9 protein-coding genes are annotated in these 14,620 nt (G+C 40.7%); 4 read left to right on the top strand and 5 right to left on the bottom strand.

The genetic code is table 11. The annotated features are described in order from the left end of the window. Positions 1–51: 51 nt before the first annotated feature. Complete coding sequence (gene gndA, locus L1286_RS14560; RefSeq protein ID WP_235407789.1) at positions 52–1,425, bottom strand: NADP-dependent phosphogluconate dehydrogenase; 1,374 nt, start codon at positions 1,423–1,425, stop codon at positions 52–54. A gap of 435 nt (positions 1,426–1,860) precedes the next feature. On the opposite strand from gndA, the gene pyk reads away from it, so the two are divergent. Then, on the top strand, positions 1,861–3,294 hold the full coding sequence (pyk, locus tag L1286_RS14555) for a pyruvate kinase (protein ID WP_235407788.1): 1,434 nt from the start codon (positions 1,861–1,863) through the stop codon (positions 3,292–3,294). 89 nt (positions 3,295–3,383) lie between these two features. Here pyk and L1286_RS14550 read toward each other — a convergent pair whose 3' ends face one another. Together L1286_RS14550 and L1286_RS14545 are read right to left on the bottom strand one after the other, a co-directional pair. Beyond that, positions 3,384–4,208 carry a LytR/AlgR family response regulator transcription factor gene (locus tag L1286_RS14550; RefSeq protein WP_063358156.1) on the bottom strand — a complete coding sequence of 275 codons (825 nt, stop codon included), beginning with the start codon at positions 4,206–4,208 and terminating at the stop codon, positions 3,384–3,386. 4 nt (positions 4,209–4,212) lie between these two features. After that, the gene (locus tag L1286_RS14545) at positions 4,213–5,283 is read right to left on the bottom strand and encodes a sensor histidine kinase (RefSeq protein ID WP_235407886.1); all 1,071 of its coding nucleotides are present in this window, start codon (positions 5,281–5,283) and stop codon (positions 4,213–4,215) included. A gap of 376 nt (positions 5,284–5,659) precedes the next feature. On the opposite strand from L1286_RS14545, the gene L1286_RS14540 reads away from it, so the two are divergent. Beyond that, positions 5,660–7,849: a TonB-dependent siderophore receptor gene (locus L1286_RS14540; RefSeq protein WP_235407787.1), complete on the top strand. Its 2,190-nt coding sequence runs from the start codon at positions 5,660–5,662 to the stop codon at positions 7,847–7,849. Positions 7,850–7,974: 125 nt separating this feature from the next. On the opposite strand, the gene L1286_RS14535 is transcribed toward L1286_RS14540, so the two are convergent. Then, on the bottom strand, positions 7,975–11,142 hold the full coding sequence (locus tag L1286_RS14535) for a PAS domain S-box protein (protein WP_235407786.1): 3,168 nt from the start codon (positions 11,140–11,142) through the stop codon (positions 7,975–7,977). Further along, positions 11,139–12,092, bottom strand: a complete 954-nt coding sequence (locus tag L1286_RS14530; RefSeq protein ID WP_235407785.1) for an ABC transporter substrate-binding protein — start codon at positions 12,090–12,092, stop codon at positions 11,139–11,141. Before L1286_RS14530 ends, L1286_RS14535 begins: the two co-directional genes overlap by 4 nt. A gap of 178 nt (positions 12,093–12,270) precedes the next feature. On the opposite strand from L1286_RS14530, the gene L1286_RS14525 reads away from it, so the two are divergent. Together L1286_RS14525 and L1286_RS14520 are read left to right on the top strand one after the other, a co-directional pair. After that, a complete protein-coding gene (locus L1286_RS14525; RefSeq protein WP_235407784.1) occupies positions 12,271–13,476 on the top strand; it encodes an EAL domain-containing response regulator in 1,206 nt (401 codons plus the stop codon). 4 nt (positions 13,477–13,480) lie between these two features. Then, positions 13,481–14,548 carry a response regulator gene (locus tag L1286_RS14520; protein ID WP_235407783.1) on the top strand — a complete coding sequence of 356 codons (1,068 nt, stop codon included), beginning with the start codon at positions 13,481–13,483 and terminating at the stop codon, positions 14,546–14,548. The last annotated feature ends 72 nt before the right edge of the window (positions 14,549–14,620 follow it).

The raw sequence follows: 14,620 nt of genomic DNA, 5'->3' as shown, positions 1-14,620 counted from the left end.
TCCCTCAAATTTAAAAAGGCCACATTATGTGGCCTTTTTTATACAGCTGACTTACCTCACCTTTTCGGGGAGATCAACTAAGTCCGTTAGGTGAGATGTTTCACCACTGTGTGTTTTGATACCATGCTCACCAAAATAATCGCGTTGGGCTTGGACTAAATGCCCATTACTTGGCGTACTCAGTGTTGCAATATAGGTTTGCGTAGAGGCTAGTACTGGAAACGCTAAGCCGGTTTGAATTGCCTGACCCGTAATGCTTCTTAATGCACTGGCTTCTTTTTCTAAGGTATCGATAAAGTCTACACCTTTTGCAATGTCATCCAAGTAATCCGCACGGATAATACAACCTGCTCTCCAAGTTTGTAACGTCTTGGCAAGATCAACCTTCCACTGGTGAGAACGTGATGCGCCTTTTATTAACGCTAAACCCTGACGATAACAAAGCAGGCTCGCAAAATAGAATGCAGACTTTAACTCTTCAAGGTCGATATCAACTTGATTAGTTTGCTTTGCTTGATATGTCATTTCTTTAGCAGCTAATGTGCTAATGGTGTTTGTTAAATGACGCGCTTGCACAGCCGCGACAAGAGAAGGTACCGCAATGCCTAATTCTAGGGCATTTTGAGCAGTCCAAAGGCCAGTCCCTTTCGCACCAACTTTATTGTCTATCAAGTCAACTAACGGTGTTTTTTCGTTATCTTCGAGACTTAAAATATGACGAGAGATCGATAATAGATAGCTATTTAATTCACCCTCTGACCAAGACTCAAAAATAGCGGCGACTTCTTTTGGAGTGCGGCCTGTACCAATTCTTAGTAAGTGGTATATTTCAGCAATTAGCTGCATCAACGCATACTCGATGCCATTGTGGACCATTTTCACAAAATGACCACTCGCTGATTGGCCAACACGAGCAAAACATGATTCGTCATTATAGCTAGCAGCCACTTTCTCGAACCATGGAACCAATCGTTCCCAACCACCTTCAGAGCCACTGGCCATCATTGCCGGGCCATGACGAGCCCCCTCCGCACCACCAGATATGCCCATCGTCGCAAATTCAAACTTATTTTGATATTTCAGCTTACGCGCTATACCATCTTTATAGTTACTATTACCACAATCAACGATGATATCACCTTTAGACACGCCGGCTTCTATCAGTTCATTGCAAACGGTATCAACTAACTCTCCTGCTGGTACTAGCAATAATATAGAACGAGGAGGCTCAAGCCTTTTAACCATATCACCGAGATCCGATACGATATGGAGACGCTCTTCTACACCCAACGCCTGAGCACAACTAATTAGTTCAGCACCTGCGTCTGGATTTTTATCATAGGCGACTAACGTCATACCTTTCTCAATTAAATTAAGTGCTAGGTTTTTGCCCATCACACCTAAACCAACTAATGCAACTTGCATTAAGTTTCCTCCTCGGTAACAACCACACTTTAATTCGTTCACACGATGTTGAGTATATTATACCTGAGCTGCTTACAATGTGCTGCTCTGGCCACTCTAAATTACTAAGCTGTTCAAAGTTTAGTACTCATTCTCTGATAACACGCTTCAGCTCAAGCAAAAATTTTTGCCTTACACACTGGCTGAATGCATTATAAGTCAGAGTGTTATTCGGAATCTTATGTCACTCTTAGATTGACGACTCCTGACACCGGTGTCATAATCACGTCATACAGATCATATAATTTAATTTGTGTATGAAAAAGGGTTAATAGGCAAAACTTTACATAAAAGCGCGAATATCTGACATTATTTAGTTAATCATGCTTAAAATGCTTATTTTTCAACCTGCTTTTCGAAAAAGATGTTAGCAAGAACAGCCTACAGGAGAATCTGATGCTTAGACGCACAAAAATAGTTGCCACATTGGGACCAGCTACAGATAGAGATAATAATTTAGAAAAAATCATACATGCCGGTGCTAATGTAGTACGACTAAACTTTTCCCACGGGGTAGCGCAAGATCATAAAGACAGAGCCGAAGCTGTTCGAGAAATTGCGAAGAGATTAGACAAGCACGTTGCAATCCTTGCCGATTTGCAAGGTCCAAAAATACGTGTTTCTACCTTTGCAGAAGGTAAAGTTAATTTAGAAGTTGGCGCCAAATTTACACTAGATGCAGAGTTGGGCTTAGGTGAAGGTAGCGTTGAAGCCGTTGGCATTGACTACAAAGAGCTTCCTCAAGACGTTCAAACAGGTGATTTGCTTCTACTTAACGATGGTCTTATTCAGTTAACCGTAGATAACGTTGCAGGGCAAAAAGTAAACTGTACTGTCACCGTTGGTGGCGTGTTGTCCAACAATAAAGGGATTAACCGTTTAGGAGGTGGCCTAACAGCGCCTGCTTTTACGGACAAAGATAAACAAGACCTAATTACAGCAACAGAGATTGGCGTAGATTATATTGCTGTTTCGTTCCCGCGTAGTGGTGACGATATGCGCTACGTTCGTAGTCTTGCAGAAAAAGCGGGCTCTAATGCACAGCTTTTGGCGAAGATTGAACGAGCAGAAGCTGTTGACACAATCGAAGCGATTGATGACATCGTTTTAGCATCAGATGCCGTTATGGTTGCACGGGGTGATTTGGGCGTTGAAATTGGCGATGCTGCATTAGTTGGCAAGCAAAAACAAATTATTAATCGTGCGCGTTCACTAAACCGAACGGTTATTACTGCGACTCAGATGATGGAGTCAATGATTGATAACCCAATGCCAACACGTGCAGAAGTGATGGACGTAGCAAACGCGGTATTAGATGGTACGGATGCGGTGATGCTTTCAGCAGAAACCGCAGCAGGTGACTACCCAGAGGAAACCGTCTCTACTATGGCACGCGTTTGTTTAGGAGCGGAGTCTCAGCCTGAAACACATATTTCAAAGCACAGACTTGATAGTATGTTCTCTGACACATCAGAGACACTTGCGCTCTCGGCTATGTACGCGGCAAACCACTTAGACTCGGTAAAAGCAATCGTTGCACTGACAGAATCAGGGAACACGTCTAAACTAATGTCTAGGATCAGCTCTGGCTTGCCTATTTTCTCATTGTCTCGCCATAGTTCTACGCTTGGACAAACAGCACTGTACCGTGGTGTATATCCTGTATTCTTTGATTCAACAAGCTGTACAGCTGAAACATTGGTACGTGATGCACTTAACACACTTGTTGAAAATGGCTCGCTAGAAAAAGGTGATACCGTGATACTCACTCACGGTGACTTAATGGAAACTATTGGTGCGACCAACACAATGAAAATTGTCACCGTCTAAGTGCATATTTTAGAATAAAGAAATACTGCCCAGCTTATTATTAAGTTGGGCTTTTTTATAGCAAGACTAAAATACGAGGTAGATTTAACTTAACTAGCCAGTGCAGATTTAACTTTGTCTCGGTAACTACGGCTGACTTTCAATTCTTGGCCGTTGTCCAACACTAATAAATACTCACCACTACTTTGCGTTACTAATTTGCTGATCTGCCCAGTATTAACAATGGCCGAGCGATGTACTCTTACGAATAATTTAGGGTCCAGCTCTTGCTCTAGCTCCTTCATCGTTTTACGTAAAATGTGTGTCTGGCCATCAGCGCAGTGCAGGCACATATAATCTCCTGCCGCATCAATCCACTGGATCGTTGCGGTAGACACTCGAATAATCTCACCCTGCTCTTTTACCGCCAGCGACTCTGGAAACTTTTTATCTTCAATTACATCGCCAGTGGCTAGCTTTTTAAGGATCTCTTCGCAGTTGTTGCCAGTTATCCCTGCGACAAAGCTCGCAAGCTTTTTCTTATGGGCGTTATCTTGTTGGGTTTTTAGATAGCTCTGCACTTTTTCAATCGCCTGTTTTAGTCTGTTGTCATCTACTGGTTTGAGAATGTAATCTAGCGCATGTATCTCGAATGCCTTTACCGCATAGTGGTCGAAAGCCGTAACAAAAACTATCGCGGGTAAGGGTTTCACACTTTCACTCAAGGTCCTAGCGACCTCAAAGCCATTCATGCCAGGCATTTGGATATCCAAAAAGACCAAATCTATATCTTGCTGCTGGCATAGTTCAATGGCTTTCTGTCCACCATTACAAAGCTCAATTACTTCTATTTCTTCAAAATCTTTTAGTCTGACGGCCAACCCTTTTCTGGCTAACGGCTCATCATCGACAATTAGCGTTTTAATCTTGCTCATTACTTCACTTCTCGGCCTTTTCAAACGGAACTCGTATATTTGCCTTCAATCCTGAAGGCGTATTATTCGACAGCACAAACGAAAAGTTATTTTCGTACAGTGTTTTTAACCTATCTTGTGTATTTGCGATACCCACGCCACTGGCATTTTTTAATTGCCCATTGTCTAATTCTGCACCTGGGCCATTGTCTCCAACTTCTAACAATAGCTCATTGGCAAATACTTGTGCTTTAATTTCTATTTTGCCGCCCTCGTCCATATGTGCAATAGCATATTTAATCGAATTTTCTATCAGCGGCTGTAATATCAGGCTAGGTACCAGCGCTTCTTTGGCTTGCTCAGTGATATCTAAGTCAATAGCCAAACGCTCATCAAATCTAACTTTCTCTATCTCTAGATACAATTTTAGCGCATGAAGTTCCTGCTCTAGGGGAACTTTTTTGATTGGGTCTGTATTTAATGTATAACGCAAGAAGTCACTGAGCCTAGATACCATTTGGTTTGCATCTTTGTTTTCTTCAACTAGCACCAGTGTAGAAATTGCATTTAATGTGTTGAATAAGAAGTGAGGATTGAGTTGGTATCGAAGCATTTTCAGCTGTGCCTCATGTGCCATGGTGTTTGCCTTTAGGGCTTTTTGCCTCTCACTTTGTAGCAATTGGTAGTACTTTATACCAAAGTACAAGCCACTCCAACATAACACAATATAAACCGAATCCAGACCTTGCTGGAGGTAATAAAACCACTCATCGGGTCGATACCCATGACGGTAAATTTCCCAAAGATTGTATTTTTGAACAACAGACCAAAGGGTACCTGTGATATACGACACACTAAAAACAACAAAAATCAGTATCCACGGTTTCGCATTCCACACTCTGCGGTACAAATATCGAAGTGGAACCGTCATTAAACAACCAGCATACGCGTTGAGTACTATCACAAAAACGTATATATCACGCATTTCAAAGACTTTGGAACCGATATAATTCACCAGAGCATATCCAATCCACCCTGAAATTTGCAGTACCCAAAAAAATCGTTGTCTATTATCGACGAGAGCTTGCCAGTTCAAATTCACATATACCTCTTATAACTTACCTCGATTATATCTCATAGCGTTTGACATACGCACTACCAATGGTCTTGTATTTCCCTCTGTTAGCCGCAAATGCACGCTCGTTTATCCCCTTTCAAATACACCTAAATACAGCAACTTAAATTTTCAAAACAAACAATATCCAGCCTAAAAAGCTCTCTTGTTTTCCATAAAACAACCCATAGGCTACGCCTTTTATAGGTACATTTGTAAATCTAGATTTAAACGAGATGTCATCAATATTTAAAAATCAATAACAGTATGTTTATTGTTCAAAATAACCAAACAAGCTTGTTGATAATCATTTCTATTTTCAATAGTATTTGCGCGATAATTTTTATTAGGGAAAAACATGCGCTCATTTAACAAAAAATACCCAGCTCTTCTGTCTGCTGTTGCACTTGCCTTATCTACAACGGCAATCGCTGATGACAAAAAAAATAAAGATCTCGAAGTCATCGAAGTTAGTCCCAAGGGTTTGATTTCATATGTCAGTGCAAGTGCATCAAAATCAGATGTGCCCATTACAAAGACACCCGTATCGGTATCAGTCTTAACTGCACAACGTATTTCAGATCTCGGCGCTGAGACGCTTCAAGATGCGATCGGTTACGTTGCAGGTGTTTACAATGGCCCTTACGGCGTAGATACACGCGGCGATTGGTCGAAAATTCGTGGTGTCGACCCACTCGTATATGTGGATGGGTTGCAAATGCAATTTGGTCACTACAATAACACTCGAGTTAATCCATACACAGTTGAACGCGTTGAAATATTAAAAGGCCCTTCATCGGTACTTTACGGCCAAGGTTCAACTGGCGGTATTGTAAATTCGGTTTCAAAACGACCGCATACTGAAACCCAAGGTGAGCTTTGGGCGCAAGTGGGTAATTACGACAGAGTGCAAGTCGCTGGCGATTACAATACATCATTTGGAAGCAATCAAGAATTTCAAACACGTGTCGTCGGTGTTTACCGCGACAGCGGTACACAAACTGATTTTGTCGATGACAATACCTTAGTTTTTGCCCCAAGTTTTGCATGGGATATCAACAGCGACACACGCTTTACTGTACTTGCAAACATGCAAAAAAATGAATCAGGCTCTTCCACTCAATTTTTTCCACATGAAGGGACAATTAAGCCCGCACAGTTCGGTCAGATCCCGAGTGAACGATTTGTCAGTGAACCAGGTTGGGACCGGTACGACACAGAGCAATTTGCATTAACTACCATTTTAGAACACAGTATTTCTGAGAATACACACATCACTTGGTCTACACGCTTTAGCGACAGTTCCTCAGAATATCGTACTATTTTCTCTTGGCCTCCTGCATTCCAGGAAGACAAGCGTTCAATTAGTCGCATCTATAGTATGACAGACGGTGATGCCACTAGCCTGTTAAGCGATATTCAAGTACATCAATATATTGACTTTGGTGACTTGGAGATCAACCTAGTTGCGGGGATCGACTATCAAGATGCTAAAACAGATGCTGACACTCAGCGCGGCGCAGTGAGCAGCCTTTTAGATTTGTACACTCCCGTCTATGGCAAAGCTGACACGTTGCCGACGAAAGTGACCGTTGATGCACCAAATAAAGTGGACACACAACTTGGTGGCTATGTCCAAGCAACTTTTGAATATGGTGGGCTGGTCGTCAATACTGCACTTCGTCATGACAACGTAGATACGAAAACGTCAGGAAAATCTGATAGCCAAAGCGCGACGACCGGACGTATCGGTGCATTATATCTGTTTGAAAATGGGCTATCACCATACGCCAGTTACTCTGAGTCATTCCAACCTTTATACGACTTAAAACCACAAGGTGGTGCTTATAAACCGAAAGAAGGTGAACAATTTGAATATGGTGTTAAATATCAACCAGCTGGTACTGAACACTTGATCACAGCAAGTGTATTTCATATAAAAGACAAAAATCATATTCGTCGCGTATCTCCTACACTGCATTTACAAGATGGCGAAGTTTCAATTGACGGTTTTGAATTAGAAGCTCAATTAGAATGGGAACATTTTGACGTATATGCGTCCTACGCTTATACAACAACTGAAAATGACACCACGCCAGAGTCACCGGAAGCTATATTAGGAAGCGCTTTTGCGATTCAAGATCCAGCCCTAAGAGCAGCAGCCCTGCAAGGCGCTGTGGGCGCAATTGCAACTGATGACGCACCACTTTCTGCAACGCCTGAACACTTAGCTTCAGTCTGGGCTACCTATCGTGCCGACAACCTTGTTGAAGGTCTCAAATTTGGTGCGGGCATTCGCTATGTTGGTAAAACCTTCGATGGTAGTCGTTCGGTTAACGTAGGTGGGTTCGATTACCATAAAGCACTTACGACAGAGAACTTCACACTTTACGATATGATGATCGGCTATGATTTTGGTGACTATGAGTTAAGTCTAAACATCGACAATTTGACTGACAAGACAGTAATTACAAGTTGCTTAGTGCGTGGTGATTGTTTCTATGGACAGCGCCGTACTGTGACTGCCAATTTAAAATATCGTTTCTGATCTTAAGTTGACATGTTTGGCGTCATTGGTTTTCAATCTTTGGCGCCAGCTTATGAGTAAAAATGAAATAGTTATGTAACTAATAGAAACATTAATTTCATTTGAACACTTGCCTCCAATGTACCTTATTCATTCGCCTTAAAGTACCGCTCCGCTTCCTTTAAAGCATCGTCGATTAGCTCTGTTAACTTCTTTACTTCTGGTTCAATTGCACGCCAGTTACACTGCTCTACAGTCTGTTCCTCTAACGTAGCAGCCTGTGCTGACACCGAAATACAACCTAAATAAGCAGCTTGCCCTTTCAGGGTATGTGCCTCCCTTTTGGCTTCGTCAAATTTTGACTGTTCAACAAGTGATTTAAACCTTTGTGCAAAATCACATTGTTTAGTCCGAAACTTATCATTCATTTTTTTATAAAATTCGATATCACCGTTTACTTGTTTTAACCCCAAATCAAAATTAACCCCTGATTTTAATACTGCTGCTGAATCAGTCTCTTGTTCCACAGGGAGTTGTTTTACTAGACTCAGTTCTGCAAATATCAACTGAAATAGTTTGTCAACATTCAATGGCTTAGCCAGAAGTCCATTCATTCCACTTAACTCAATTTTTTTTATATCTTCAGGCATAACGTTCGCTGTCAGCGCGATGATTGGAAGGTCCTTAAACCTTCCGTCCTGCCTAATCAACTCGGTTGCCCTATATCCGTCCAAAATAGGCATTTGACAGTCCATCAGTACCAAACCTATATTTGGATTGTCATTAAGCATAATAATCGCTTCACTACCATTGGTGGCCGTTACTACTTTTAGGCCAACTCCAGTCATAAGCTCTACCGCTATTTCCATATTTATGTCATTGTCCTCAACGAGAAGAATGTCAATATCACTTATTAGCTTAGCTTGGTTTAAATACACTTTTTTATCTACAGGATTATCTATTTGCTTTCTTGGAGATGGCGTTCCTTGTTGTCTTGTAACACTAACAGTAAAGAAAAAGCGACTCCCAGTTCCCTCTTCGCTTTCAAGGCCAATCTGCCCTCCCATCATTGAAACAAGATTACGGCAAATAGCCAAACCTAAACCTGTCCCTCCAAATTCTCTCGTCGTCGATATATCTGCCTGAGTGAACACAGAAAAGAGTTTATCTTGTTTATCTTTGGCAATGCCAATCCCAGTATCTAACACCGACACCAATAATATGACCTGTGTGTCGGTTAATGTGTCAACTTCGATCTTTAAAACTATTTTTCCCTTTTTAGGCGTGAACTTTACAGCATTCCCTAATAAGTTAATCAGTATTTGCCCCAAACGAACCGGATCACCAATGAGCCCTGTAGGCACGGTGCTTGATAGTTCAACATGAAAATCGATGTTTTTTTCTTGAGTTCTACAGGAGATAATATCGCAAGCTAAGTCCACAACATCTTCTAGACGAAAGGGGATATGATCAATCTCTAACTTCCCTGACTCTATCTTAGATATATCTAAAATATCGTTGATGATATTCAATAAACCATCAGAAGCGTGAGTCAACTTAGTTAAATACCCCAGCTGCTTTTCAGACAGTTGTGTATCAAACATCAAACTACACAAACCTACAATTGCATTCATAGGCGTGCGAATTTCATGAGACATGTTGGCCAAAAAAGTAGATTTTGCAACAGTGGCACTTTGCGCAGCTTTCATGGCCTCCAAGAGTACCTCTTCTGCTTCTTTTCGTTGCGTAATATCTCTAATAATCGCGGTAAAGTACCCTCTCCCGGCAATTTTAGTCTCTGTAACTGCTAAATCAATTGGGAACTTTTTGCCGTTTTTTCTTAGCGCTGTAACTTCTCTTTTGTTGTCTACTACATTACGTATACCCGTTTTTTTATACTTTTCTAAATATCCATCGTGCTCACTTCTCGTAGGCTCAGGCATTAATATTTTTAGATTTTTACCTAATACTTCACTTTTTTTATATCCAAAAACTTCACTCGCAGACGGGCTAAACTCTTGAATTACCCCCTGAGTATCAATAACAATTATCGGGTCCGCAGCAGTATCAACGATGGCACGCATTTTTGCTTCACTTTCTAGTAAGGATAATTCTTTTTGCTTCACATCCGTTACATCCTGAACAATGCCTGTGATCTTTACTTGTTTGAATAGTGAGTCAAATACACGCTCGGCAACCATACGGATATAGCGCACCTCGCCATTGACAGTAATGCTATAGTTGACGTCATAGAACTCCCATTCATGGGCTAGCAAATCAGCTAACAACTCGGTATTTTTGTCATCGTCTTTTTCCACGTTGCCAAAAATCCATTTTGCATAACCAGTAGATTCTGAGTTTTCAATGCCGAGTATCTCTCTCGCCTCATTGGAAAGCTCACACACCCCCGATGATAACTCTAGAGACCAATGCCCTAACTTAGCCATGCTTTGTGCATATCTATAATTCAAGTTGAGACTATTCAACTCTGCTGTTCTTAGCTGAACCCTCTTTTCCAGCTGAGTTCTTACGTCATCCAATTCGTCAATATGCGAAGATATGGCTGAACGCATCTGAACAAACGCTTTAGCTAGCGTTCGTATTTCCTTTGCCCCTTGTACTTCAATCTTTTTAGAATAATTCCCCTCAGCCAAAGCTGATGCTTGTACAATGAGCTGCTTAATTGGATCTACAAAGTAGTTACGTAAAAGCGCCATTACAAAAATTACCAATACCAACCCCAGTAGCCCTATAAATACCAGTTGATGCGAAATGAATTCTGATAGATGTAGCTTGTCGTAACTCAAATCATACTTCAGATAAATAATGCCCCTTCGGCTAGACCTAATTTCATTTTCAGAAGGCCAAATAAAACTCAATGTCGCTTCAACTAACTGCTTGTCAGGCGAATAGTGGAGCTGGACAGATTTATACATCTGGGTTTTTCTAATGTCAGCTTCTGACATATAAGAAGCAATTCCTAAAAGAGGCTTTCCCCTTGTACTGTATCGGTTTGATGCCCAAATGATGCCTTTATCATCTGTTACAACCACGTCATCCACTGCTGGTATAGTCCCTATAATTGAAGTTTCATGATTTAAAGCACTCCCCCCTGATCTGAACGCTTCTTGCTCAGCCTTGTTTTTTAAAGACAACAATACATAGCTTATCTGAGATAGGCTGTTTTCTTCTGATACCTTGCTACTCCCAAGGTAAGTTAGGCTCATTCCGGTCAAAATAGAAATCATAAAAATCAACGCAGTGCATAATGGCACCCATACGACGATTGAGCTTGTTGCGAGTGGAATTCTCATGGTTTTACGAAAGTGTCATCAAAAAACAGGTTAGGGTCGACGGGTCGATCAATAATGTTAGCGTTAAACAATATCGCATTTAACCGCTCTACAGTGTCATATAAATCACTGTTACTTTTAAGAAGTGTTTGATTTTCAATTATGCTTGGATAGTGGATCCCTCGCATAGCAATATTTAGTTGCTCAGCTGTAAGCCCCATTCTCTTCGACATGATCTCTAAGCTCATCGTTCTGCTATCAGCAATAGCGCTCAGCGCTTTTGATTGCCCATTTACGAGTATTTTAATCAGGTTTCGATGATTTCTGAGGGTATCTTTTCTGGCTACCAGTACATCAACAATTGTATTGGGGATATGTGAACTATCAAATATAACTTCACCATTAAACTGAAGCAATTGGGTCGCTACAGGCTCAAAGGTTATTAGCGCATCTACTGAGCCATTTGCAAAGGCCTCAAGCTGTTGATTGATTTTTAAATGGACAAGTGTCACATCTTCAATATTCAACTCGCTAGCATGCATCACCTCATGCAACATTAATGCGCCTAAAGCAGTTTGCTCATATGCAATTGTTTTTCCTTTAAGATCAGGTAATTTAATGATGTCCGCACGTGCTATAAGCTTGTCCCCTCCATTTGAAACATCCATAACTAAAAAAACACTCAAATCAATGCCTTCAGCAACGAGTGTCATGGCCTCATCCATTGTTAGTGCCGCAACTTCTAATCTATTGAGACGAAAGGCCTCCATGACATCAGTAGCAGACATTAACTCTATTAACTTTATGTTATTTGGTATAAATCCCAAATGCTTTGCTAAGTGCAATGTCTCGTATCCGGGCCATATATTAGTCCCCACCCTGATCGTTTTTTTGTTTAATTCAAAACATCCAATTTGACTGGCTGCTACTATGCAAATGAGCAAAAATAGCAAAAAATACTTTTTCCCCATCGAATTCACACTATTTTTAACTACTTGGTAATTAAAAATAGTGTAGACCAATAAAGCTGAGCTTTTTGCCTACTTTTGGATAAATGTCACTAACTACTCTATGCTTTAGAGGATTAAGGTATTGTCACAATGCTTAGCTCAGTATCAATCTATTATTACTACTAAGGGGCTCGTATCTTTGGCGCTAAAAAATCAATTTGAGACACTCAATGTGCTTGTAATAGACGATGATGATTTCGTTCATGACATGCTAATTCACGAGTTTAATCAACTTGGTGTTAAGAATATCCAAGTTGAAGCAAGTGGTGTTAACGCTGTTAAACGTGTGCAAAACGGCGAGTGCTTTGAATTGATTATTATCGATTTAATTATGCCCGATATGGATGGTGTGGAAGTACTCAGGCACCTATCAGAGTACCAATTTAATGGGGCAGTTATATTGTTAAGCGGCCAAGATCAGCGTGTCCTGGACACCACAGCAGCGCTCGCTGGTGCGCAACATATCAGAGTTTTAGGCGCTATCCCCAAACCGATTACCATCGATATTTTAACACAAAAACTTAATCAACTTTTCGAAGAAACAACGCCTAACATTCCTCCATCGAATGATGATATCAGCTTAGAAGAGTTAAAAGATGCCATAGCGAACGATAAAATCGTGCCTTTTTATCAACCCCAATTAGCGTTTTCGACCAAACGATTAAAATCAGTAGAAGTGCTTGCAAGGTGGGTACACCCTACCAGAGGTATTGTCAGCCCAGCTTCGTTTATTGCATTGGCTGAAGAAACAGGCATGATTGATGCTGTCACCCGAAGTATGTTTCGTCAAGCACTGCCACAATTTAAAGAGCTTTCAAGTATTCATGGTCACAGTGACCTGCATATATCCATTAACCTCTCTACTGACAGTCTTTGCGCCATTGATTTACCTGAACAAATAGAAGATCTCGCGAAAATGCACGGGATTTGCTGTAACAACATAACATTGGAACTAACAGAAAGCAGGTTAATTCAGAACCTCGTCTCTACACTCGATGTACTTTTACGCCTAAGATTGAAAGGTTTCGGCTTAAGCATCGATGATTTTGGTACCGGTTATTCAAGCTTTGAGCAATTAAAAAAAATTCCCTTTACTGAACTGAAAGTTGATCGCCAATTTGTCAGCGATGCCACCAACAATAAAACAAGTAAAGCAATTATTGAGTCAAGTGTAAGCCTCGCGAAAACACTCAATATGCAAGTTGTTGCAGAGGGTGTTGAAACGAATGCTGATTGGGAGCTTGCTAAAAACCTTCAATGTGATCTTGCACAAGGATACTTAGTGTCCAAGCCACTGCCCTTCAGAGACTTTGTCCATTGGATCGATGAACACACAACACGGTGAATATATGAACAAAATACTAATCGTTGATGATGACGACTTCGCCCTTGAATATCAGAAAAAAACGCTCTCAGGACACTTTGAAATTGAAACAGTTGAAAGCGGTGAGCTAGCGCTCGAGTCCGTAAATTCATTTAAACCAGATTTAATCATTATGGATATCCAGATGCCTGGAATAAATGGTTATGAAGCAACCTATTCAATCCGTTTAGAGGGGCACCAAATGCCCATTTTGTTTCTATCTAATCTATGTTCAATTGAAGAAAGGCTCAAAGCTTATGACTCTGGGGGCAATGACTTTATTGCAAAACCAGCTGAGCCCACAGAACTGATAAAGAAGATCAACACACTGCTATCTTATGCACAGCAAACAAGTAGTGATGCAGATGAAATTGCAATTCAAGCTTTATCTGACATTGCTTCCCTTGGCACGATTATTCAATTTTATAAACAGACCCAACAATGCAGAACTTACAGTCAACTTGCAAACGCCATTTTTAACACAACCCGTTCATTTGGTTTACGGACATCACTCGCTTTTAGAATCAATCAAGAGGAGATAGTATTTTTTGACAATAAAGTACGAAACAATATTGATGTTAGCTTACTCAGCTCATTAAAAAACGCCAAACGTATTATGGAATTTGGAAGTAATCGCGCCGCATTTAACTGGCAATACTGTAGTGTGTTAGTTAAAAACATGCCTTGTGACACAAGTAAGCGTGGCGTAATGAAGGATTATATCGCTTATTTGATGGACGGTATAGAAAGTTGCATTATCAGGGTAATGACAGAAATTAGCTTAAGTAATACGCTAGATAACTACAAAAATAAAAACGCCGCCATAAAATCTGGCGTAGTTAATATTATCGATAACCTTGAAACAGAGTTAAATCAAGTATTCGCTTCATTTGAACTAGGTCATGAGCTTTCACAGCAAACAGAGGCACAATTATTATCCTTAATTGAGCGCGCTCAAAATAAATCCGATGCGCTAATGGAAACAAGTTATGAAATAGAGTCCGAATTGCAAAATATACTTGAGCAATTTGACGAATCTAAACGGAGAACTTGAGGTAGATCGTAATATAGCTGTTTTAAATTGACGTTGAATAGCACCTAGCCAGTTAGCTTTTCAACCGAATAA

This window comes from Pseudoalteromonas sp. SMS1, from assembly GCF_021530565.1.
GTDB lineage: Bacteria > Pseudomonadota > Gammaproteobacteria > Enterobacterales > Alteromonadaceae > Pseudoalteromonas.
Note: the sequence above shows the minus strand (reverse complement) of the source record. Positions and strands in the feature narration are given on the sequence as shown.